The following is a 22,356-nucleotide window of genomic DNA, read 5'->3' as shown; positions in this document are numbered from 1 at the left end:
TCCCCTTCCTTTATATAGGCAGCAAAAAAATCCGGAGCCTGGGCTCCGGATTGGGTCATTGCGTTGAGGCGGGGTTGGCCCCTCAACCTGTCATCAGTAATTGCATACCAGCTTCCAGCTGCCATCACCCGCCTTGGGTTCGCTGCTGGTCCACCAGTTCGCCTGCCAGACCCCCTTGTTGTGGGTCATGCGGTCGGTGCCGTTGGCGTGATCCCCGCGTGGCCAGGTCGGATAGGCATTGTACTCCGCCGGGTTGACGCTCTGGCTGGCGCAACTGGTGCCACCGCTACCGCCGTCACCGCCACTGCTGCCCCCCAGCACCGCCTCGGCCAGGGCCGGGAAGTCGGACTTCAGGCCTATGGTCTGGCTACCGGCAATCAAACGCATGCCGCTCGGTACGCCAGCGGCTGGCAGATAGTAGGTCATGGCCACTTCCACCTCGGTACCCGGCGCCCAGGCCTTCCAGGCCGGCAGCGTCAGTGCCACCTTGTGGAAGTCCTTCTCGCCTGCGATGCCGTCGGAGTTCTGGTTGCCGCCGCTCTCCACCACGGTCAGCCCCATACCGCTCTGGTCGGTGATGGTGTCGGAGGTGGAAGTAGGCATCAGGAACTCGATGCGGGTGCCACCCGGTATGGTCTGGGTCGACTTGTTGGTGAGCTTCAGGGTCGGGTTGATCGGGTAGTTGGAGTCCCCTTCCTTGAAGCCGGAGAGGCTCACACCGATGTCGAGCTGGGCGGCCGGTGCCGGCAGATCGTTCTGCTTCAGGGCCGCCTTGTCGGCCTTGCTGAACTTGTCGTAGGCGAGGCTGGTGAGGGTACTGCCCATCACGTACTCGTTCTTCGCGGCGTCGAAGTCATAGTCCCCCGCCATCTCCCAGAACATCACGCCCCCCAGACCGCGACTGACGATGTAGTCGAGCTTGTGGCCCATGGACTCTTCATCTTCGGTGGAGAGGAACACCTTCTTCTGCTCGTTCCACAGCCAGGGCGCATGGGCCTTGTCGTCGTAGTAACGCACGTACTGGCCTTGCATCACGTGGGCCGGGTTGTTGGGATCCAGACCCCAGGCCTGGCCGTAGCTCGGCAGTGTGGTGATGCCGAGGCTGGCCGCATGCTCCAGGTTCTTGGCATGCCACATGGGCACGGCACCACCGCCAATCTCCTTGCCGTTCTTGTCAAGGTCATGCCAGATGTTGTCGATGCCGACCGCACCATTGCCGCACGGAATGGTGCTGCCACCGGTCCCCGGCTGGCAATCGCTCTGGCTCGGCAGCGCCGCCTTGCCCCCCAGGCCATGGGTGCCACCGGTGACCCCCTGCCAGCCACGGGTGTAGTAAGGCACCCCTATGTTGATCTTGCCCGCCGCCAAAGCCCCCCGGAAGTAGTGGGCTGCCCAGGCGGAGTTGAGATAACCGATGCCACCGAACTGGGCCTGGGTGTAGACACCCCACTGGGACAGCTCGGGATCCGCCTTGTTGTCGAACAGGGCGGCGTTGTGGCCGACGAAGTGGTTCCAGGCACCGTGGAAGTCATAGGTCATCAGGTTGACGTAGTCGAGGTACTGGGTGACCTGGAAGTTTTCCATGCCGCGCAGCAGGTAGGCCGAGGCCGGCGAGGCGATGGTCAGCATGTACTTGCGACCATCCTCGGTCCCGGCGCTGTCGAGCTTGTTGCGCAGGGTCTTCATCAGCACTTCATAGTTCGCAAACAGCTTGCCGCGACACTGGTTGGAGAGCGGGAAATCGTTGGGGTTGCCCGCATCCTTCATGGAGGTGGGGTACTCGTAATCCACATCCACCCCGTCGAAACCGTACTGGCGGATGAAGCCCACCGCCGAGTCGGCGAAGGCGTTAATGCCGGCGGTGTTGACCGAGCAGTCGCCCTTGGTGGTGGCGGCGTAGAAGCCGCGGGTATCGGCCCAGCCCCCCACCGAGATGAGGGTCTTCACGTCCGGGTACTGCTTCTTGTATTTCGACAGCAGGTTGAAGTGACCCTGATAGGCGAACTCGGGATCCATCTCGGCGCCCGGCACCCCGTCCCAGGTCATCTTGGTGGCGGCGTCATCCACCTTGATGAGGTGGCTCTGTTCATCCACCGCCGCGAAGGCGTAGTTGATGTGGGTGATCTTGTCCCAGGGGATGTCGCCCACCAGGTAGGAGGGCAAGCCGTTCTTGCCGGTACGCCAGGAGGTGAAATAACCGATGACGCGACGGCCATGGTCATCCCCCATGCACTCGCTGCCATCGGCGCGGTAGATCTGGCGCACGTCGCAGGAGAGGTTGCCGCCGGTGGGAGGCAGGGCCGCCTCTTCCACCTGCACATCCACCTGGGTGGACTCGCCAGAGAGATTTGCCTTGTCGGTCGCCACCAGCTTGAGACCGGTCAGCCCCTTGTTCTGGGGCGTCCAGCTCAGTTGCCAGGGAGCGCTGCTGTCTTCGCCCACCTTCTGGCCATTCACGAAGAGCTCGAGCTTGGCGACGTCGTCATTGGCGTCGGTCACATTGCCGGTCACGGTGAGGGCGCGGCTCAGGGTCACCTTGGCACCGGCGGCGGGGCTGGCGATGCTCACCTTGGGGGCCTCTGGCGCCACCACGGCGGCGACCTTGAAGCTGGAATCAGCTTCACTCAGCACCTTTCCGTCTTTATCCAGTGCCCGTGCCTTGAGGGCGTGATTGCCCACACCGGCGGCAGACCAGCTGGCGCTCCAGGGGGAGGCCGTGGCCGTGGCGACCAGGGTGCCATCGACCAGGTATTCCACCTTGGCGAGCGCCGTGGCCGGGCCGCTCAGGGTCACCGCCAGGGCCACACTGGCCCCCTCGCTGACGCTGCAGCCCACGGCGGGGGAGCCGATGGCGATCACCAGGGCCGGCGGCGGCACCTCACCGCCATAGAGTTTCCAGGCATCGGCCCAGACAGCGCCGACACCGGGTTCGTAGTGGTAAGGCGACGCGCCACACCAGCCGGAATAAGGGAATTCCTTGCATTCATAGAGGGCGCCTGCGTTGCTGACGATGTCGCCAGCCTTGTAGGCGGTGCCGGCCTGATAGGCGGGATAGGCGGCCTGTGCCCAGGCAGGGACGGCCGCAAGGGCGACCAGCATGGCGAGCCTGCTGGGCCTCAAGATCTGTTGCATATTGTTATCTTCCTTGTTTTGTCTTGGCTTTTAAAACCAGGAAAAGCGCAATCGCAACAGGGAACAAGGGAACGACAACAGGCCATGGACGGGCCACATACCCTCATGTCACCCCGGGGTAACCCCGCTGTCTGGTCCGCTTGGGACAGATCGGAGGCTTTGCGTCCCGGCATCACTGCCGGTTTGCCCTTAACCTGGGTTCCGTGAGGAACGGCTCGAGTATAGGAAGCAAGTGGCAGCCGCTCAATCTTTATTCTCTAAGGAAAATATGTGCATGCCAGCCAGTTCACACTTTCCTTCAATCGGCCAACTAAGAATTAAGTCATTAATATCAATCTGTTAGTCACATCAGAAAAACGGACTCAGCCTCTTTTGTCTCCCCATAATGTGCGTTGCCTCACTGGTCAGAGCTGCCAGAAATGTGACAACGCGCGCCTTTGACCAACGCGCCAAGGCTATGGAAACACTGGCCAAAAATAAAAAAATACCCATGAAAGGAAGACCTACCCTGCTGCCTCTGGCCTGGCGCCGTCGCCACGGTTGATAACTTGCCACAACACCCAAGCTCGCAGCCAATGCGGGCTTTTTGACAGTCGTGCATAGAAGGCAGAGAGAAAAATAGGCAAAAACAAAAAGGCCACCGCGATAACGGTGGCCTTTTAATGTTTGGTGGAGCTACGCGGGATCGAACCGCGGACCTCTTGCATGCCATGCAAGCGCTCTCCCAGCTGAGCTATAACCCCAAGTTGTTGCGAATCAAGGTCAAGACCTTCACTCTGAATTTGGTGGAGCTACGCGGGATCGAACCGCGGACCTCTTGCATGCCATGCAAGCGCTCTCCCAGCTGAGCTATAACCCCAAATTCTTTACTCTTTAGACAATCGGTTCTGGCGGCCGTTTGCCCTTCTTCTAAATATTGGTGGAGCTACGCGGGATCGAACCGCGGACCTCTTGCATGCCATGCAAGCGCTCTCCCAGCTGAGCTATAGCCCCACAAAGGTCGGCCTGGGTGATACACACCGCACTGCCCTGGGTACTGTATTACCAATTTGGAATCTGGTGGAGCTACGCGGGATCGAACCGCGGACCTCTTGCATGCCATGCAAGCGCTCTCCCAGCTGAGCTATAACCCCTTGGATTCCAGATTGTTCGAGGAGAATTTGGTGGAGCTACGCGGGATCGAACCGCGGACCTCTTGCATGCCATGCAAGCGCTCTCCCAGCTGAGCTATAACCCCAACTCACCTCGGCGCTACCAAAGTTATCTCTGGCAACGGAGGCGCATGATAGGCATCACCCGCTTTGCTGTCAACCCAAAAATAACACCGGCTCGAGCGTTTAGTCAAAATTCAGACAGTTAGCTGTTTTTACCGCCAACTGCATCGCTATGTCGCTGTTTTATGTCATGAATCTGAGCGCTGCACAAAAGCAAAGGGCTCCCTTGCGGGAGCCCTTTTCAAGCAATGGCAGAGGCTTACTCGGCTGCCATCCGCGCTTCGATATAGGCCAGGGCACGATCGATGCGGGCGAGCACCCGCTCCTTGCCCACCAGCGCCATCGCGGCGTCGATGCCGGGGGACTGACCCAGATCGGTGACGGCAATGTGCGATGGCAAGCTTACTCGGCAGCCATGCGCGCTTCGATATATGCCAAAGCGCGGTCGATGCGGGCGAGTACGCGCTCCTTGCCCACCAGCGCCATCACGGCGTCGATGCCGGGGGACTGACCCAGACCAGTCACGGCCACGCGCAGCGGCATGCCGACCTTGCCCATGCCCTGACCCAGCTCGGCGGCAGTGGCTTCAATCAACTCGTGCAGCGCTTCGGTGGTCCAGCTGTCCAGTGCCGCCAGCTTGGCCTTGGCCAGGGTCAGCGGCTCGGCAGCGACGCCACGCAGGTGCTTCTTGGCGGCCGCTTCGTCGATGGCCTCGTACTCTTCGAACAGGTAGCGGCTCTGGGCAGCCACTTCCACCAGGGTGTTGCAGCGCTCGGCCAGCAGGGTGACAACCTCGGCCAGTGCCGGGCCCTTGCTGGTATCGATGTTCTGGGCGGCCATGTGCCATTCCAGGTGCTTGGCCACATAGGCCGGATCCAGGCTGCGCATGTAGTGGTTGTTCAGCCACAGCAGCTTGTCGGTGTTGAAGGCGGAGGCAGACTTGGAGATGGCATTCAGGCTGAACAGCTTGATCATCTCATCCAGGCTGAAGATCTCCTGATCGCCGTGGGACCAGCCCAGACGCACCAGATAGTTCAGCAGGGCTTCCGGCAGGTAGCCGTCGTCCCGGTACTGCATCACGGAAACCGCACCGTGGCGCTTGGAGAGCTTGGCGCCGTCGTCGCCCAGGATCATGGAGACGTGGGCGAACTCCGGCACAGGCGCGTTCAGCGCCTTGTAGATGTTGATCTGGCGTGGGGTGTTGTTGATGTGGTCTTCACCACGCACCACGTGGGTGATCTCCATGTCCCAGTCATCGACCACCACGCAGAAGTTGTAGGTGGGGGCGCCGTCGGTACGGCGGATGATGAGATCGTCGAGCTCGGTGTTGGCGAACTCGATGCGACCGCGCACGTGGTCATCGAACACCACCGAGCCTTCGGTCGGGTTGCGGAAGCGGATCACGTGGGGCGCATCGGCCGGGTGATCGTGGGCGTGGTCACGGCACTTGCCGTCATAGCGGGGCTTCTCGCCATTGGCCATCTGGCCTTCGCGCAGCGCCTCCAGCCGCTCCTTGGAGCAGAAGCACTTGTAGGCACGACCGTCGGCCAGCATCTCGTCGATGATGCCGTTATAGCGATCGAAACGCTTGGTCTGGTAGTAGGGGCCCTCATCCCAGTTCAGCTCCAGCCATTCCATGCCCTCAATGATGGCGTCGATCGCCTCCTGAGTGGAACGTTCCAGATCGGTATCCTCAATACGCAGCACGAACTCACCGCCCTGGCTCTTCGCAAACAACCAGGAATAGAGTGCGGTACGGGCACCGCCAACATGCAAGAAGCCGGTCGGGCTGGGAGCAAAACGGGTTTTGACTTTCATCTTTAAGCCTTGTGTAGAGGGCCTTGGGCCAATGCGTTAAAAAAACCGTCGCATTTTAGCACTCAGAATCACGGATGGGAAAACCATGCAATAGCCGGGGCCTAAACAGGTCTTGATTCGGTCGTGGCACCGTTCTTTGAGAGGGATCGCAAAACCTCCCCTCATTTTCCGCTTTGCTGGGCAACATTGCTGGAGGAATCTCCCGCCATGCCGATAATTCATACAACTTTCTACGCACAAGGAACACGAGATGCAGTTTCGCTCTATCCAGAATCGCATCCTGGTACTGGCGGGAGTCGCCATGACCACGGCCCTGGTCATCCTGATCCTGCTCAACCAATACTCGAGCAAGCAGACCCAGCAGCTGACCATCAGTTCCAGCCGCGCGGCCCTGCAGCAGGAGGCGTGGCAGAAGGTGAGTGCCAACGCCCGCGCCGAGGCCGCCACCATTACCCAGTTGCTGCAAAAGGGGCTCTCCTATACCCAGCAGATGGCCAGCGTCTTCGCCCAACAACAGGCGGGCAAGCTGCCGCTGGATCGCCAGCAGGCCACCGACTTGCTCAAGGCGCAGCTCGGCCTGGAGCCGCAACTCTACGGCGCCTTCGCGGGCTTCGAACCGAACGGCTTCGACGGCCAGGACAGCGCCTTCGCAGGCCAGAGTGCCCTTGGCAGCGATGACAAGGGACGCTTCGTCCCCTACTTCTATCGCGACAAGGAGAACATTGGCTCGGATCTGCTGCTCTCCATCGAGAAGAGCGACCCGGACGAATTCGGCAATCCGGCCAACGACTACTACGCCTGCCCGAAACGGGAGGGGCGCTCCTGCCTCGTCGATCCCTTCAAGGTGGACATCAACGGCCAGCAGGTGCTGGTGAGCACCATCACCACCCCCATCATGGTAAATGGCCAGTTCAAGGGCATAGCCGCGCTGGATCTGGCGGTGGACTCCATCAGCCGTCAGGCCCAGTCTCTCAACAGCAACATCTATGACGGCAAGGGCGAGACCCTGATCGTCAGCGCCGCCGGCGTCATCACCGGCACCAGCGGGGACCCCAGCCTGCTCGGCAGCCGCGCCGACAAGCTGCTTGGCGACGGCTGGCAGCAATACCTCAAACCCGAGCTGCAACGCCAGGAGCTCGACGAGTCGTTTCGCATCTCTGTGCCCATCGCGGTGCCGGGCATGGCCCGCAACTGGGCCATCATCGTCACCCTGCCCTACCAGGTGGTGCTGGCAGGGGCCGATCAGCTGGAGAGCCAGCTCACCGAGATGAACCGGGCCGCCATGACCCAGCAGCTTATCGGTGCCCTCATCGTACTTGTGCTGGCCCTGGCCACCATGCTGGCGATCGCCCGCAGCATCACCGGCCCCATCCGTCAGATGGTCAGCCTGGTGGATGACATCGCCGATGGCGAGGGGGATCTCACCAAACGGCTCAATACCCAGTCCCGCGATGAATTGGGGGACTTGGCCAAGGGCATCAACCGCTTCATCGACAAGCTGCAGGTGCTGCTCGGGGATGTGCTCAAGACCGCCAGCGAGGTCCATCGCCACGCAGGGGATACCGATCGCATCGCCGGCCAGACCGACACCAACCTGCAGCATCACCAGGCGGAGATGGAGCAGATGCTGACTGCGGTGCAGGAGATGTCCTATGTCAGCCAGGAGGTGGCCACCCACGCCAACAACACCGCCGACTCCGCCAAGCAGGCACAGGGTGCGGCGGATCAGGGCAAGGTGCGCTTCCAGCAGGTGATCCAGTCCATGCACAAGGTGGCGGCCGAGGCGGGCAAGGGGGCCGAGGTGGTCGAGGGGCTGGCCCACGACAGCGAACAGATCACCAGCATACTCACCGTCATTCAGGGCATCGCCGATCAGACCAACCTGCTGGCGCTCAACGCCGCCATCGAAGCGGCCCGGGCTGGCGAGCAGGGACGCGGCTTTGCGGTGGTGGCCGACGAGGTGCGCAAGCTGGCGGGCAACACCCAGCAGGCGGTGCAGAACACTCAGGAGCTGATCGAGAAGATCCGCCACAGCTCGGCCAATGCGGTCAACGCCATCCAGCAGAGCCAGCAGTTGACCCATCAGGCGGTGGGCGAGGCCGATCTGGCAGAGGCGGCCCTCGACAGCATCTTCCAGGCCATTGCCACCATCAACGATATGACCTATCAGATCGCCTCCGCCGCCGAGGAGCAGAGCTCGGTTTCCGAGACAGTCTCAGGCAACCTGTCAAAAACCAACGCACTGGCCAACGACATCGCCCAGGATGCGACCAATACGGCGAAAGCCAGCCAGGCCTTGCGCCAGGCGGCCGAACGTTTGCAGCAGTTGCTGGGGCAATTTCGTCTCAGCTGATAATTTTCATGCTCAGGGCTCTCCCCCTCGGGGGCGAGTCCGTTTACCATAGGCGCTATATTTGCCTGATGGCAGGCAATGTAGTGAGAGGTAAATGCCGTGCCCACCCCGGACCGTCGCCCACGTGGCCATAACAGACGAGCCCAGCAGCGTCGCCAAGACGAATCACAAGGAACCCTGCTCCATCGTATCAATGCAGCGACCCTGCCCCTGCGTCAACGCCTCGGTCAGGGCATGAGTGGCCTTGGTCAACGCAACAAGGAACCCAGAACCAGTTCATTCAAGCTGGCGAGCCCGCTGCCACGCAAGCACACCATTGGTCTGCTGGTGCTGGTGCCTCTCTGGCTGTTGCTGCTCGCCTGGGAACCCGCCCCCGCCGCCCCCAAGGCGGCACCTTCCGGTTCACTCGCCGTGCCGCTGGCCGTACCGACCCAGGCGCTGACCGTGGGCAACGGAGCCGCAAGCAGTGCGCCGGCCGCGGCCAAACCGGTCGAAGAAAAGGTGGATGGCACCTGGCTGCAGCACGAGGTGCAGGCTGGCGAGACCCTCTACTCCATCTGGCGCAAGTTTGAATTGCCCGGGGCCGAGCTGAGCCGCCTGATCGCCATCGAGGGGCCGGACAGGCCGCTGACCCGGCTGCAATCGGGCAAGTCGGTGTTCATCCTGGTGGACACAGGACGCCGGATCCAGCGGGTCGAGATCCGCTCCTTCGGTCAGGCAAACTACCGCTACGACCGACAGGGTGAAGGGTTCGCCCTCAAGGAATAAAAAAACGGGAGGCCATGGCCTCCCGTTTTTTTGACCAGAAGCATGAAACAAGCCGCTGACTTCCCAATACTTTTAGCTCGCTCAAAAAATGAAAAGTGCCAAATTGACAAGGGATCGGGCTCCAGTACAATCGGTTGTGCTTTAGACAGGGATTGTACTGCATGCCACTGGAACAAATTGACGTAGTCAGTCATGGGTAGGCCCCTGCATTCTAGGCAAATGCTGCCCAACAAGGCGTTAGTTTCATTTTGTTATAGATAGGACTTACCACATGTCTGACATTCGCACCGGCCAAGTAAAATGGTTCAACGAAACCAAGGGTTTTGGCTTCATCGAGCAATCCCAGGGACCGGACGTTTTCGTTCACTTCTCCTCCATCCAGAGCACTGGTTTCAAGACCCTGGCTGAAGGTCAAAAAGTCCAGTTCACCGTGACCCAGGGCAAGAAAGGCCCCCAGGCTGAGAACGTGACTCTGCTCTAAGCCGCACTAGTGAACTCGCAGGAGGAGCCAAGGCCCCTCCTATTTTTTTGCCCACCGTTTCCCCTTCCCCGCCACGCTCATAAGCCTGTCCGCAGCAACCACAACCCTCCCCCACACCTGTGCACAAAGCGGCTACAGAAGACATGGGTCTGATCTGGCTGAATGCCGGATACGACAAATCATCGCTGCGCGATGTGATGGTCAATTCAAATGGATGATGAGGACTTCGAAGAGAGATTGGAGCGGGAACGAGACTCGAACTCGCGACCCCAGCCTTGGCAAGCGCGGATCATGCTCTACCAACTGAATATGGCAGTGATTGTATTGAGAAACTGGATTCGTGAGCTTGGGCGGAAAGAGATTGAATTTGAAGAGAGATTGGAGCGGGAAACGAGACTCGAACTCGCGACCCCGACCTTGGCAAGGTCGTGCTCTACCAACTGAGCTATTCCCGCAACAGGATGTCTTCTGCAAGTGATTGGAGCGGGAAACGAGACTCGAACTCGCGACCCCGACCTTGGCAAGGTCGTGCTCTACCAACTGAGCTATTCCCGCATCGGAATAATCATCTGCAGTAGCTTACTAATACGTATTGGAGCGGGAAACGAGACTCGAACTCGCGACCCCGACCTTGGCAAGGTCGTGCTCTACCAACTGAGCTATTCCCGCAACAGGATGTCTTCTGCAAGTGATTTGGAGCGGGAAACGAGACTCGAACTCGCGACCCCGACCTTGGCAAGGTCGTGCTCTACCAACTGAGCTATTCCCGCAACAGGATGTCTTCTGCAAGTGATTTGGAGCGGGAAACGAGACTCGAACTCGCGACCCCGACCTTGGCAAGGTCGTGCTCTACCAACTGAGCTATTCCCGCATCGGAATAATCATCTGCAGTAGCTTACTAATACGTATTGGAGCGGGAAACGAGACTCGAACTCGCGACCCCGACCTTGGCAAGGTCGTGCTCTACCAACTGAGCTATTCCCGCTACATGTGTCTTGAGGCTGTGCTGATGATTGGAGCGGGAAACGAGACTCGAACTCGCGACCCCGACCTTGGCAAGGTCGTGCTCTACCAACTGAGCTATTCCCGCATCGGAATATCATCTGCAAACTTTTGGAGCGGGAAACGAGACTCGAACTCGCGACCCCGACCTTGGCAAGGTCGTGCTCTACCAACTGAGCTATTCCCGCAACTACCTTAAAACGGCCGTACAGCATTTGGTTGCTTGCGCTACTGTACGGGAGCCGAATTATAAGAGCAGTCATTCCAATTGCAAGGGCTTTTTTGTCACTGTGCAGCCGTTCGCTCAAAAGCTGGCCGAACTGCCGATTTTAGCAACCGGACGACTGCAACCCCTTGCCGGGGACTCAGATTTTGAAGACATGGCTGCGGTAGAACTGCAGTTCGGCGATGGACTCACGGATGTCGTCGAGCGCCTGGTGGGAACCGCTCTTGGTGAACTTTTCCAGCAGCTCCGGCTGCCAGCGGCGCACCAGCTCCTTGATGGTGCTGACGTCGACGTTGCGGTAGTGGAAGAAGGCTTCCAGCTCCCCCATGTGCTTGACCATGAAGCGGCGATCCTGGCCAATGCTGTTGCCGCACAGAGGGCTGGTGCGCTCCGGCACCCACTGGCGGATAAAGTCGAGGGTCTCGGCCACGGCGCGGGCTTCGTCGTGCTCGCTCGCCTTGACCCGGGCTACCAGTCCGCTCTTGGTGTGGGTGTTGACGTTCCACTCGTCCATCTTGGCCAGCTCTTCATCGCTCTGGTGAATGGCGATGACGGGCCCTTGTGCCAGCACGTTCAGATCCTTGTCGGTGATGATGGTGGCAATCTCCAGAACCACGTTCTGTTCGGGGTCCAGACCCGTCATCTCCATGTCGATCCATACCAGGTTCTGCGCGCTGACTGTCATGATTGCTCTCTCTATTGGGAGGAATGGCGGAATTTTGCCAATTTGCATGTATCATACTGGCTTTGGATCTGTTCATAAACTGGCGAATCGAGTGGCAAAGAAAGCAAAACTCAATCTGGGTCAACAGAGGCGCGTTCAGGCCAACCGCGAGCGGCGGCTGCAAAAAGATCACACCACTGTGGTGGATGACACCCTGTTTGGCGCGGCCATCGAAGGGGTGGTGATCAGCCGCTTCGGCCAGCATGCGGACGTGGAAGCCGTCGACGGCACCATACACCGCAGCAACCTGCGTCGCAGCAGCATCAACAGCCTGGTGTGCGGTGACAAGGTGGTGTGGCGTCCCGGCCTCAATGCCGCGACCGCCGGCGTCATCGAGGCGGTACATCCCCGTCACTCCGTGCTGACCCGGCCGGACTTCTACGACGGGGTCAAACCCATCGCCGCCAACATCGACCAGATAGTCATCGTTTCGGCGGTGATGCCCGAGTTCTCCACCAACATAGTCGACCGCTACCTGGTGGCGGCGGAAGACGTGGAAATCGCGCCCCTCATCGTCCTGAACAAGGTCGACATGCTGGACGAAGCGGCCCGCACCCGGGTCGAGGGCCAGCTCGCCGCCTACCGCAAGCTCGGCTACCCGGTGATCCTGGTAAGCTGCGAGAGCGGTGAGGGGCTCGATGCGCTCAAGGCCGCCCTGACCGACAAGATCAGCATCTTCGTCGGCCAGTCCGGGGTGGGCAAGTCGTCCCTGACCAACGCCCTGATGCCGGGGCTCGGCGTGCTCACCGGCGAGATCTCCGAAAACTCGGGGCTGGGCACCCACACCACCACCACGGCGCGGCTCTATCACTTCCCGAGCGGCGGCGATCTCATCGACTCCCCCGGGATCCGCGAGTTCGCCCTCTGGCATCTGGAAGCCGATCGCATCACCTGGTGTTTCGTGGAGTTTCGCGACTACCTCGGCAGTTGCAAGTTCCGCGACTGCACCCACAAGGATGATCCCGGCTGCGCCCTGCGGGCGGCGGTCAGCAGTGGCGCCATCAGCCCTGACCGCTTCCACAACTATCACCGCATCCTGGAAACCATGCAGGAAGCCCGCCACGGTCGGCAACAAGCCCGGCTGTGACCCAATCAACCTCCCTCTTTTTAGAAAGAGCAGATGAAGATCATGAGCATCACTGACAACCTGAAAATTGCCGGTCAATACTGCCTGCCCAAACACGCCCTCTCCCGCCTGCTCGGCAAGCTTGCTGCTGCCGAGGCTGGCAACCTCACCACCCGGGTGATCGAGGCCTTTATCAAGCAGTACGGCGTCGATATGAGCGAAGCGCTGCACGAAGATCCGGCCCACTACGCAAGCTTCAACGCCTTCTTCACCCGCGAGCTCAAGCCGGGGATCCGTCCGCTGGTCGAGGATGCCATGACCCTGGCCCTGCCGGTGGACGGCACCGTCAGCCAGCTCGGCCCCATTAGCCAAGGCCGCATCATCCAGGCTAAGGGCCACGACTACAGTGCCCGCGAGCTGCTGGGCGGCTTCGAGGATCTGGTGGCGCCGTTCAAGGATGGGGACTTTGCCACCATCTATCTGGCGCCCAAGGATTACCATCGCATCCACATGCCGCTGGACGGCGTGCTGGAGAGCATGGTGTTCGTGCCGGGGGATCTCTTCTCCGTCAACCCGCTCACCGCCGAGAAGGTGCCCAACCTCTTTGCCCGCAACGAGCGGGTGGTTGCCACCTTCCGCACCCCCCACGGCCCCATGGCGCTGGTGCTGGTTGGCGCCACTATCGTCGCCAGCATCGAGACCATCTGGGCCGGCAACATAGCGCCGACCAAACAGAAGGAAGTGGTGCGCTGGGATTACACCGGCGACGAGGCCATCACATTGCAAAAAGGCGCCGAGATGGGCCTGTTCAAGCTCGGCAGCACCGTAGTCTGCCTGTTTGGCCCCGGCATGCTGGCCGGTTTCGAACCCCACCTGGCCAACGGGGTCACCACCCGCATGGGTCAGCCCTTTGCCAAGCTGGCGGAGCAGGCATGAGTGACCAGTCCAAGCCTGCTAGCTCGCAGAAAAACAACCCGCTGCACGGGCTGACCCTGGAGGCGATCATCACCGCCCTGGTCGAGCATTACGGCTGGGAACAACTGGGGCAGCAGATCAACATCCGCTGCTTCATCGACGATCCCAGCGTCAAGTCCAGCCTGAAGTTCCTGCGCAAGACCCCCTGGGCGCGAGAGAAGGTAGAGAGCCTCTATCTCTACGTTCAGCGCAAGCAAGCCAAATCAAAGGAATAACGCCATGGCGTTCAAGATTACCTACACCTACGGCAAGAAAACCAAAGAGATCGGCTACGCCAACGACAAGTTCAACAGCATCTACGATGCCATTGCCGCCGCCGAAGGCATCGATCTCACCCGCTTTCACGCCATGGAAGAGCAGCTGGCCCAGGTGTGCCGCCGCGACAAGAAGAGCGTGAAGGACTACCGGGAGAACTACTTCAAGGAGCTGGGCTTCTCCAACGTCGTGATCGAACGGGACAATCTCGAAGACAAGCAGGAATGAGCATGCGAACCCTGACTCTGATGGCCGCCTCCCTGCTGCTGGCGGCCTGCAGCACCCAGCCTCCCCAGCTGGTCGGCAACGATCAGGATGCCCACGGCTGCCGTGCCAGCGCCGGTTACCAGTGGTCCCCCCTGCTCGGCCAGTGCGTACGGCTGTTCGAACAGGCGGTGCGCCTGCAATCCCTCGAGGCCACCGAGAGCGGCAGCGCCTTCGTGCTGTTCAACGCCGATCGGAGCCAGGCCGAGCTGACCCTGCCAAGCGGCGAGCTGATCCCCCTTGACCGCCAGGGCGAGGAAGGAAACTGGTCCTGGCAGGGAGGGGCCTACCAGCTCTTCCCCTGGAAGGGCTATGTGCTCAAGTCCGGTGATCGGGCGCTGTTTCACGGTGACAGCGCACTCCAGCCCTGATCCCCTGAGATAAGCACCCAACCCCCGGCCCAGCCGGGGGTTTTGTTTCTGGAAAGCGCAAACCATGGCCGGCAGGCCAGCCCGCAGACAAGAAAGCCACGCCCGTGGGGCGTGGCAAAGGTAGGCAGGGTCACTCAACTTGCTGGGACCAGCAGGGACTGGCCGGCAGACCGACAACCTGGCGGCAGGGCGGCGTCAGAGCCGCCCCACCCTGGCTCAACGGTCGATGGCGTCCAGCACACGGGCGGAGTAGACCATGGCGGCCCCGGCATTCATGGCAACGGCAACCCCCAGTGCATCGGCGATCTCCGCCCGGCTGGCCCCCTGCTTGAGGGCGGCATCGGCATGGACGGCGATGCAGCCATCGCAGCGGGTGGTGACGGCCACCGCCAGCGAGATGAGCTCGCGGGTCTTGCCATCGAGCACGCCGCTCTTGCTGCCGGCGGACGACAGCTGCTGATAACCCTTGAGGGTATCCGGGCTCAGGGTGCCCAGCTCCATGACGCGGCCCATCAACTGTTTACGGTATTGATCCCAGTCTTGCATCTTGACTCTCCGGTGTGGCAGAACAGGCCCCTGCCTGCTCGATGAAGCCAGTATTGCATCGAGGCGTGAGTCGTTTAATACTTTAAAGACGCAAATAACAGTCAAATAGAATCATGAATCAGATAGACCAGCTGATCAGCCAGGCCGGCATCCAGGGCACGTTCGACCTGCGCTGCCTCTATCGCGGCGGTTTCAGACTGCCCCACGCGCAGAGCCCGGCCGGGGTGATGCCGTTCCACCTGCTGATGAAAGGAGAGATCCGGGTCAGCACGGCGCAGGGCGATGACGTGGTCCTGCGGCCGGGCGATCTGCTGCTGCTGCCCGGTGGCGAGCCCCATACCATCTGGCGGGAAGGCGACACCCTGGCCCTGGCCGAGCCGGGCGACGGGCTGCTGCCGCTAAGAGGCGATGGCGGCGATCAGGTGGAGTTTCTGTGCGGCGAGTACCGCTACCAGGGGCCGCTGCGGCCGCTGTTGCTGGATGCCCTGCCGAGCCCGCTCTGCATCCCGCTGCTCGCCAGCGAGTCGCAACAGGCGCTGCGCCTGGTACTGAGCCTGATCCACCAGGAGCTGCAGCGCGAACAGCAGGGCTCGGGGGCGGTGCTGACGGCCCTCAGTCAGGTGCTGCTGGCCATGGGGCTGCGGGCCCATGCCAGCGATCCGCACGGGGCGCTCGGGCTGGTCGGCGCCCTGCAAGACCCCAGGCTGGGCCGTTCGCTGCAGGCCATGCTGGCCGACCCGGCCCACCCCTGGAGCGTGGATGAACTGGCGGCGCTGGCCGCCATGTCCCGCGCCACCTATTTTCGCCACTTTCGCCAGCGGCTGGGCTGCAGCGTCTGGGACTTCATGGTACGGGTGCGGATGGTGCGGGCGGCCGAACTGCTGCGCCACCCGGATCAACTCCCCCTCGGCGAGGTGGCGCAGCGGGTCGGCTATCAGTCGGAGGCCTCCTTTGCCAAGGCATTCAAGCAGTCGAGCGGGATGGCGCCTGGCCGCTTTCGCCAGCAGGGCTGGCCTGCCCTGCCCGGCTAGCGGACCAAAAACAAAAACCCCGTTGCAGGCAACGGGGTTTTCATGCGCGCAGGCAGGGCAGGATCAGTTGCCCAGGGTGGCGAACAGACTCTGCTCCAGGCTGCCGCGGGAGACGCAGACCGGGGTGATGGAGGGGGCCAGCACGCGCTCGCCGGAGGACTCGACGAAGTAGAGCTGGGTGTTGCCCTTGACGTTGACGGTCGCCACGCTGTTGTTGCCACTCTGGGTGATGATCAGATTGATCTGCAGATTGGGGTTGCCCAGTGCGACCTTGGAACCCATGGTGCCGCAATCCAGCCACTCCAGCCCGTCGGCCGAGTTTTCAACGTTGGCGGTCATCAGACCTGAGCCACGCTGGCTGTTTTCGATGTTGAGACCGTGATCGCCAAACCACTTCTCGGCGCGGGCCCACACCAGATCCACCGGAATCGCCATCTCCTGGGTGTTGTTGGTCGCCTTGGCAACCGGCGGGGTATAGCGGTACTGCTCGCCACCATTGTTGTCACTGGCACAACCCACCATCAACAGGGCCAGGGCGCCCCCCATTATCTTCTTCATGCTGCTTCTCTCATCCATAAGGCCACCACAGGCCAATCGGCGGCTATTATGGCGATCACGACACAGACTGTCAGCAGGGATCCACATAAATGGTGGATTCTTAACCCAAGCTTTACAAAACTGACCTGTTATCATAGATTTGCTCGAAGTCTCCCCCGTGAGTGCTCACGTGAATTCTTCGCTCTCCCTGGCGCTGCTGCAGCAGATCATCGACCAGTTACCCATGAATATCTTCTGCCGGGATACGGCCGGACGGTACCTGTTTGCCAACAAGGCCTTCGCCCGGGAGGCAGGACTACAGCAGCCAAGCGACCTCGTCGGCAAGACGGACGCCGAGATGCCCTGGGGCGATCAGTTCCGTGAGGAGGACGGGCGCCTGCTGGCCGAAGGAAAACCCCTGCTGCACCAGCAATGGCACTGCCACAGTGGCGCCAACACCAACTGGATGGAGATCCACAAGGTGCCGCTCTATGACGAGCAGGGCAACCCCCTTGCCCTCTTTGCCATGGTCAGCGCCATCGATCAGCGCAAGGAGCTGGAGCAAACCTTCCGCCAGCAGCAACTGTTGCAGCGCCGCCTGCTGGATGCCATCCCCGATCTTATTCGCCTCGAAGATCACCAGGGCGTGCTCATCGACTGCAATCAGGCTTTTCTCGACTTCATGGGCCTGACGGCAAGCGACGCCCTGGGTCGACGAGTGCCCCCCCGTCTCCCCGTCGAGCAGACCCTGGGACAGGGTGAATATTGCGTGGTGGATGCCCAGGGCAAGGGCCGCCATCTGGAGGTCACCCGGGTCGAAGTCCCGGACGACGAGGGTAACGCCCTCGGCATTCTCACCCTGAGCCGTGACATCACCGGACTGCGTACCACCCAGGCCCAGTTGCAGCAGGAGCAGCACTACGACAGCCTCACCGGCCTGCTCAAGCTATCCCACTTCCTGCAGACCAGCCGCCACCTCGGCGCCCGCAAGGCCAGCCTGCTGTTGGTGGATCTGCAACATTTTCGCGAGATCAACGATCGCTTCGGCATCCGGGTCGCCGACCGCCTGCTGAGCCAGGTGGCGCGTCGCCTGCAACGGCTGGCGCCGCCTCAGTCCCTGCTCTGCCGGGTCGCTGCCGATGACTTCGCCCTGCTGCTGCCCGAGCTTCCCCTCTCCCTGGATGAGTGGAGCCGCAACCTGCAACAGGAACTGATGGCCCCCTACCAGGTCGAGGAACACAGGATCCAGATCCCGGTCTTCCTCGGCATCGCCCACGGCAAGGCCAAGGAGGCCGAGCGCCTGTTGAGTCACGCGGAGGCCGCGCTGGCACAGGGCAAACGCCAGCAGCAGCACTGCACCCTGTTCGATCCCGATCTCGATGCCAAGCTCAAGCGCCGTCAGCTCATCGCCGCCCAGTTGCCGCTGGCCATCAAGTCGGCCGAGCTGACCGCCGTCTACCAGCCCATCATCTGCACCCACAGCAACCGGCTGCACGGGGCCGAGTTGCTCTGCCGCTGGCCTCACCCCGAGTTCGGCATGATCTCCCCCGATGAGTTCATCCCCCTGGCGGAAGAGCTGGGCCTCATCGGCCAGCTCGGTCAACTGATGCTGGAGCTGGGCTGTGCCCAGCTGGCGCGCTGGCAGGTGGCGGCCCCTGACCTGGTGCTCTCCATCAACCTGTCACCGCTGCAGTTCCGCGATCCCGAACTCTGCCCGCAGATCTTCGCCTGCATCGAGCGCCACGGGCTCGCCCCCTGGCAACTGGAGCTGGAGATCACCGAAGGGGTGCTGATGGAGAATGCCGACGAGATAGAGAGCAATCTGGCCTGCCTCATCGAGGCGGGCTTCCAGCTCGCCATCGACGACTTCGGCACCGGTTACTGCTCGCTCGCCTACCTGCCGCGGCTGCAGGTGGCGACCCTCAAGCTGGACAAGAGCTTCACCCAGGGGCTGGCCAGCAACCAGGCCACCACCGCCATCGTCCGCTCCGTCATCGGTCTGGGTCATGAACTCGGCATCAGGATCACCGCAGAAGGGGTGGAAACGGTAGAGCAGCAGGCCTGGCTGGTACAGGCGGGCTGCGATCGGCTGCAGGGCTATCTGTTCAGTCGCCCCCTGCCCCCCGGGGAGTTTGCCAGCAACTACCAGTTGCCAGCTTGACCCGCCACCAACAACGAGGCCACCCCAGGGGTGGCCTTTTGATTGTCTGGCAGTGTATCAGCCGTCATGGACCATGATGCACACAGCCGCCGCCGACCCAGGCTTACTCCTGGAAGTAAGTGCCCCAACCGTCGTAGTCCACACCGTACTTTTCCAGAATAGGCAGCATCTTCTCGATGTCAGAGACGATGGTCTCGATATCCAGCTTGCACTCCACGGTAGCATCGAAGCAGAAGATGGTGGCGCCGTCGTCCAGTTCCATCTCCTCGGCATCGGTCACTTCGAAGCCGGCCTTGAACAGGTCAACCGCAGCCTTCTCCAGCAGATCGAAGTCCTGACAGGCAAAGTGGTGCTCAATCTCGTAGTCCAGATCCGGGTTGCTGCCATCGGCCAGCAGCTCGTTGACGATGGCGGTGGTCTCTTCGCGCCACTCTTGCATGTTGATACTCATATAAACCCCAGACGGTATTGGATGGATGTAGCCCCTGCTGGCGGACACGCTGCGGCCGTGTCGGCCCGCTCGCCGCCAGGGGGTGGTTGCGGCAAAGCATACCCGCAGAGCGCAACGGGCTCAATGCGGCGGACCAAGATAACTGCCTCTCAAGCCTCCTCCCAAATGGTGGTGTCCGCAAAAAGGTTAAAAAAGTGTAATAACCCACCATTGACAAGTGTCACCCATAGATACCTTCATCATCCGGCACAAGACAGTCAAAACACATCACATGCTTCTTTCAGGTCAGCGTTTTCCACCATCGAGGTGCTGATGACAAAGGACCAATCCAAAGGCATAAAGGGACGCGGGTGAATCACTCCCCGTCCGGAAAAGGAGCCCGACGGGCTCCTTTCTGATCATGTGAAGGAGCACATTGCAATGCCCAAAACAACAATAACGAGCCTGCTTATCGGCTCTACCCTTATGATTGGAAACCATGTCATGGCCGCCCCGGTCCATGGCCCCTTCGATGCCCCCCTCGCCGACGAGATGAAGGTGCTGGAGATGCTCAAGAAGAGCGGCCGGATCCCGACCCTGGCCTCCCCCGAGATGGAGCAGGCGGCCCTGACCCGCTATTACCGCGACAAGTCACGGGCCTACAACGGCAACAGTGGCACCCTGGCGGTGAAAGAGGGCAAAGTACGGGAGCGCATCCTCAAGAAGATCCGCCTGAACGGCACCGCCCGCCCCGGCGATCGGGTGCCCACCCTGCTGCTCAAGGCCATCGAGAAGGAGCATTACAGGGGCAAGATGCGCAAGGACAAGATCCTCGCCATCCTGGTGGACTTCCCCGACTACCCGAAGAACAGCGTTACCCCCGAGCTCACCAAGATGTACTACCCGGACTACAGCCAGACGCACTACAACGATCTGCTGTTCTCGTCCAAAGGCTATGCCGGTCCGAACGGCGAACGCTTCATCTCCATGCGCCAGTTCTACGAGCAGCAGTCCGGCCAGAGCTACAGCGTGCGCGGTCAGGTGGCGGGTTGGTACACAGCCAGGAAGGACGCGGCCTACTACGGCAGCAACCAGAACGAAACGGCGGTACGGGAGCTGGTGAAGGAGGCGCTGGCGCAGGTGGCGGCAGATCCTGCCATCGATCTGGCCGAGTTTGATCAGGAGGATCGTTACGATCTCAATGGCAACGGCAACCGGGACGAGCCGGACGGCCTCATCGACCACCTGATGATCTTCCACTCCAGCGTCGGCGAAGAGGCGGGGGGTGGCGATCTCGGCGAGAATGCCATCTGGGCCCATCGCTGGAACCTGGGCGCCCCCTACCCCATCCCCGGCACCAGCAGCCCGAACGGCGATTTCGGCGGCCAGTTCGCCGCCTACGACTACACCATCCAGCCCATCGATGCGGCGGCCGGGGTCTGTGCTCACGAATATGGCCACGATCTGGGATTGCCGGACGAGTACGACACCAAGTACAGCGGCAAGGGGGAACCGGTGGCGACCTGGTCCATCATGTCCTCAGGCTCCTGGGCCGGGGTCATCGGGGGCACCGAGCCGACCGGCTTCTCCCCCTGGGCCAAGGAGTTCCTACAGGCCTCCCTCGGGGGCAACTGGCTGCACGGCAGCAATGTGCAGCTCGCCGATCTCAACCCTCGCGGCAACGTCTACATGCTGGATCAGGCCAACGACAAAGGACGCAACGACGACGTGGTGCGCATCAACCTGCCCGCCAAACAGGTACCCCTCAACCCGCCCTATGCCGGCCAGTACCAGTACCACGGCGGCAAGGGCAACAACCTGGACAACCGCATGAGCCTCAAGCTGGATCTCGGTGGCAGGCAGAGCGCCAGCCTGCTCTTCAAGGCCTGGTATCAGATCGAAGATGGCTTTGACTACGGCCGGGTGCTGGTCAACGGCGAACCCATCCCAGGCAACCTGACCACCAGTGACGATCCGAACGGGATCGGCTTCGGGGTCGGCATCACCGGCAACTCCAACGGCTGGACCGATGCCGAGTTCGACCTCACCCCCTGGGCCGGCCAGCAGATCACCCTCACCCTGCAATACCAGAGCGATGGCGGCGTGGCCGAAAACGGGCTATTCGTGGACGAGCTGCAGATCCTCGCCGATGGCGACACTCTGCTGAGTGACGGGGCCGAGGGCAGTGCGGCCTTTACCCTGGCCGGCTTTGTGAAGAACGATGGCAACGAGGCCAAGGATCACTACTATCTGGCCGAGTGGCGCAACCATGCGGGGGTGGACAAGGGGCTAGCCCACATCAACGTGGCCGACCAGCTGATGCGCTACGAGCCGGGTATGCTGCTCTGGTACGTGGACAGCAGCCAGGCTAACAACTGGGTGGGCCAGCACCCGGGTGAAGGCTTCCTCGGGGTGGTGGACGGGGATCAGCGCACCCTCACGTGGAGCGATGGGGCCGTGGCCGGCACTCGTTACCAGATCCACGATGCTGCCTTCGGCCTGGGCTTCCAGCGCCCCCTCGACCTCAAACACCCGAGCGGCTCCCTGCTGCGCGACTTCTGGATCACCCCGAACCGGGTGTTCAAGGATTCCCGCAGCTACCAGAGCAAGGAGATCCCGGACGCCGGTCGTCTGCTACCCGAATATGGACTCAAGATCAGCGTTACCGGTCAGGCCCGCGACATGAGCACCGGGAGGATCATCGTCAGCCGTCACTGAGTCATGGCATGAATCCACCGGGTTCAGACCAGAATGCCAGTCAGTTAAGTCTGACTGGCATTGTTTTTATTCGCTTTTTTCATACTTAACCGCTGCGGTGCGGCCTCAGCACATCGCGGGGAATGCGGCCCTGTGATGGGGAGAGCAAACTGCCCGCAGGTCGCTCCAGACCGGTTTACCCGCCCCGGAATATTGCCCGGTGTCCTGGTGGTAACCCTGCCAGTTGTTGAGGGCGATGTCGCATTCCTTCAAGGTCATGCTTTAGCTGTTGAGCAGCGCCAAAC

General features: G+C 61.4%; 18 protein-coding genes, 13 tRNA genes and 1 riboswitch. Of the genes, 11 read left to right on the top strand and 20 right to left on the bottom strand.

The genetic code is table 11. The features are described 5' to 3' along the window. Positions 1-93 precede the first annotated feature (93 nt). The 8 genes from KI797_RS04260 to gltX all read right to left on the bottom strand — a co-directional run bounded on the left by KI797_RS04260 (position 94) and on the right by gltX (position 6,164). Entirely contained in the window at positions 94-3,132 is a 3,039-nt protein-coding gene (locus KI797_RS04260) for a glycosyl hydrolase family 18 protein (RefSeq protein WP_404801072.1), read from the bottom strand. 114 nt (positions 3,133-3,246) lie between these two features. Then, positions 3,247-3,330: riboswitch (cyclic di-GMP riboswitch) on the bottom strand. A 469-nt stretch (positions 3,331-3,799) separates the two neighbouring features. Beyond that, positions 3,800-3,875, bottom strand: a tRNA-Ala gene (locus tag KI797_RS04255). Positions 3,876-3,915: 40 nt separating this feature from the next. Continuing rightward, positions 3,916-3,991 (bottom strand) — tRNA-Ala (locus tag KI797_RS04250). A gap of 58 nt (positions 3,992-4,049) precedes the next feature. Further along, positions 4,050-4,125 (bottom strand) — tRNA-Ala (locus KI797_RS04245). Between the two features lie 64 nt (positions 4,126-4,189). Beyond that, positions 4,190-4,265: transfer RNA gene (locus KI797_RS04240), tRNA-Ala, on the bottom strand. Positions 4,266-4,293: 28 nt separating this feature from the next. Next, positions 4,294-4,369: transfer RNA gene (locus KI797_RS04235), tRNA-Ala, on the bottom strand. Between the two features lie 236 nt (positions 4,370-4,605). Continuing rightward, positions 4,606-4,746 carry a hypothetical protein gene (locus KI797_RS21015; RefSeq protein ID WP_005327087.1) on the bottom strand — a complete coding sequence of 47 codons (141 nt, stop codon included), beginning with the start codon at positions 4,744-4,746 and terminating at the stop codon, positions 4,606-4,608. A gap of 2 nt (positions 4,747-4,748) precedes the next feature. Continuing rightward, positions 4,749-6,164 (bottom strand): glutamate--tRNA ligase, encoded by a 1,416-nt coding sequence (gltX, locus tag KI797_RS04230; protein WP_264160736.1) that lies wholly within the window; start codon positions 6,162-6,164, stop codon positions 4,749-4,751. Between the two features lie 250 nt (positions 6,165-6,414). On the opposite strand from gltX, the gene KI797_RS04225 reads away from it, so the two are divergent. From KI797_RS04225 to KI797_RS04215, 3 genes are all read left to right on the top strand, one after another. Next, positions 6,415-8,517: a methyl-accepting chemotaxis protein gene (locus KI797_RS04225; RefSeq protein WP_226171662.1), complete on the top strand. Its 2,103-nt coding sequence runs from the start codon at positions 6,415-6,417 to the stop codon at positions 8,515-8,517. A 99-nt stretch (positions 8,518-8,616) separates the two neighbouring features. Beyond that, complete coding sequence (locus KI797_RS04220; RefSeq protein WP_041205123.1) at positions 8,617-9,285, top strand: LysM-like peptidoglycan-binding domain-containing protein; 669 nt, start codon at positions 8,617-8,619, stop codon at positions 9,283-9,285. A 271-nt stretch (positions 9,286-9,556) separates the two neighbouring features. Continuing rightward, entirely contained in the window at positions 9,557-9,766 is a 210-nt protein-coding gene (locus KI797_RS04215) for a cold-shock protein (RefSeq protein ID WP_005327092.1), read from the top strand. Positions 9,767-10,145: 379 nt separating this feature from the next. Here KI797_RS04215 and KI797_RS04210 read toward each other — a convergent pair. The 9 genes from KI797_RS04210 to orn form a co-directional block, all read right to left on the bottom strand. Further along, a tRNA-Gly gene (locus KI797_RS04210) sits at positions 10,146-10,221 on the bottom strand. A 24-nt stretch (positions 10,222-10,245) separates the two neighbouring features. Further along, positions 10,246-10,321 (bottom strand) — tRNA-Gly (locus tag KI797_RS04205). A gap of 38 nt (positions 10,322-10,359) precedes the next feature. Next, positions 10,360-10,435 (bottom strand) — tRNA-Gly (locus tag KI797_RS04200). Between the two features lie 25 nt (positions 10,436-10,460). After that, positions 10,461-10,536, bottom strand: a tRNA-Gly gene (locus KI797_RS04195). Between the two features lie 25 nt (positions 10,537-10,561). Beyond that, a tRNA-Gly gene (locus KI797_RS04190) sits at positions 10,562-10,637 on the bottom strand. A gap of 38 nt (positions 10,638-10,675) precedes the next feature. Further along, positions 10,676-10,751, bottom strand: a tRNA-Gly gene (locus KI797_RS04185). 29 nt (positions 10,752-10,780) lie between these two features. Next, positions 10,781-10,856, bottom strand: a tRNA-Gly gene (locus KI797_RS04180). A gap of 24 nt (positions 10,857-10,880) precedes the next feature. Beyond that, a tRNA-Gly gene (locus tag KI797_RS04175) sits at positions 10,881-10,956 on the bottom strand. A 177-nt stretch (positions 10,957-11,133) separates the two neighbouring features. Continuing rightward, positions 11,134-11,679, bottom strand: a complete 546-nt coding sequence (orn, locus tag KI797_RS04170) for an oligoribonuclease (protein WP_182787784.1) — start codon at positions 11,677-11,679, stop codon at positions 11,134-11,136. A 91-nt stretch (positions 11,680-11,770) separates the two neighbouring features. Here orn and rsgA point away from each other — a divergent pair, with 91 nt between their 5' ends. From rsgA to KI797_RS04145, 5 genes are read left to right on the top strand one after another with little or no spacing between them, the layout of a single operon-like run. Beyond that, the gene (gene rsgA / locus KI797_RS04165; RefSeq protein WP_226171659.1) at positions 11,771-12,805 is read left to right on the top strand and encodes a small ribosomal subunit biogenesis GTPase RsgA; all 1,035 of its coding nucleotides are present in this window, start codon (positions 11,771-11,773) and stop codon (positions 12,803-12,805) included. A gap of 42 nt (positions 12,806-12,847) precedes the next feature. After that, positions 12,848-13,720, top strand: coding sequence for an archaetidylserine decarboxylase (gene asd / locus KI797_RS04160; protein ID WP_041206823.1), 873 nt, complete (start codon positions 12,848-12,850; stop codon positions 13,718-13,720). Then, positions 13,717-13,974 carry a VF530 family protein gene (locus KI797_RS04155; protein WP_226171656.1) on the top strand — a complete coding sequence of 86 codons (258 nt, stop codon included), beginning with the start codon at positions 13,717-13,719 and terminating at the stop codon, positions 13,972-13,974. Before asd ends, KI797_RS04155 begins: the two co-directional genes overlap by 4 nt. Before the next feature lie 4 nt (positions 13,975-13,978). Beyond that, complete coding sequence (locus KI797_RS04150) at positions 13,979-14,242, top strand: DUF2960 domain-containing protein (RefSeq protein WP_226171654.1); 264 nt, start codon at positions 13,979-13,981, stop codon at positions 14,240-14,242. Between the two features lie 2 nt (positions 14,243-14,244). Continuing rightward, positions 14,245-14,649 carry a hypothetical protein gene (locus tag KI797_RS04145; protein ID WP_226171653.1) on the top strand — a complete coding sequence of 135 codons (405 nt, stop codon included), beginning with the start codon at positions 14,245-14,247 and terminating at the stop codon, positions 14,647-14,649. A gap of 216 nt (positions 14,650-14,865) precedes the next feature. On the opposite strand, the gene KI797_RS04140 is transcribed toward KI797_RS04145, so the two are convergent. Further along, a complete protein-coding gene (locus tag KI797_RS04140) occupies positions 14,866-15,195 on the bottom strand; it encodes a carboxymuconolactone decarboxylase family protein (protein WP_024945875.1) in 330 nt (109 codons plus the stop codon). 113 nt (positions 15,196-15,308) lie between these two features. On the opposite strand from KI797_RS04140, the gene KI797_RS04135 reads away from it, so the two are divergent. After that, positions 15,309-16,226 carry an AraC family transcriptional regulator gene (locus KI797_RS04135; RefSeq protein ID WP_226171651.1) on the top strand — a complete coding sequence of 306 codons (918 nt, stop codon included), beginning with the start codon at positions 15,309-15,311 and terminating at the stop codon, positions 16,224-16,226. Between the two features lie 63 nt (positions 16,227-16,289). Here the strand turns inward: KI797_RS04135 and KI797_RS04130 are convergent, their stop codons facing one another. Further along, positions 16,290-16,784 carry a hypothetical protein gene (locus KI797_RS04130; RefSeq protein ID WP_042648318.1) on the bottom strand — a complete coding sequence of 165 codons (495 nt, stop codon included), beginning with the start codon at positions 16,782-16,784 and terminating at the stop codon, positions 16,290-16,292. 169 nt (positions 16,785-16,953) lie between these two features. Here KI797_RS04130 and KI797_RS04125 point away from each other — a divergent pair, with 169 nt between their 5' ends. Further along, positions 16,954-18,924 carry a sensor domain-containing protein gene (locus tag KI797_RS04125; RefSeq protein WP_139751760.1) on the top strand — a complete coding sequence of 657 codons (1,971 nt, stop codon included), beginning with the start codon at positions 16,954-16,956 and terminating at the stop codon, positions 18,922-18,924. A gap of 103 nt (positions 18,925-19,027) precedes the next feature. Here the strand turns inward: KI797_RS04125 and rraB are convergent, their stop codons facing one another. Then, positions 19,028-19,363: a ribonuclease E inhibitor RraB gene (gene rraB / locus KI797_RS04120; protein WP_041206820.1), complete on the bottom strand. Its 336-nt coding sequence runs from the start codon at positions 19,361-19,363 to the stop codon at positions 19,028-19,030. 495 nt (positions 19,364-19,858) lie between these two features. On the opposite strand from rraB, the gene KI797_RS04115 reads away from it, so the two are divergent. Next, positions 19,859-22,072 carry an immune inhibitor A domain-containing protein gene (locus KI797_RS04115; protein WP_226171649.1) on the top strand — a complete coding sequence of 738 codons (2,214 nt, stop codon included), beginning with the start codon at positions 19,859-19,861 and terminating at the stop codon, positions 22,070-22,072. Positions 22,073-22,356 lie beyond the last annotated feature (284 nt).

Origin of the sequence: Aeromonas media (genome assembly GCF_020423125.1) — a bacterium.
Classification (GTDB): domain Bacteria; phylum Pseudomonadota; class Gammaproteobacteria; order Enterobacterales; family Aeromonadaceae; genus Aeromonas; species Aeromonas media.
The sequence above is the reverse complement of the archived record's forward strand: the minus strand, read 5'-3'. Positions and strand labels throughout refer to the sequence as shown.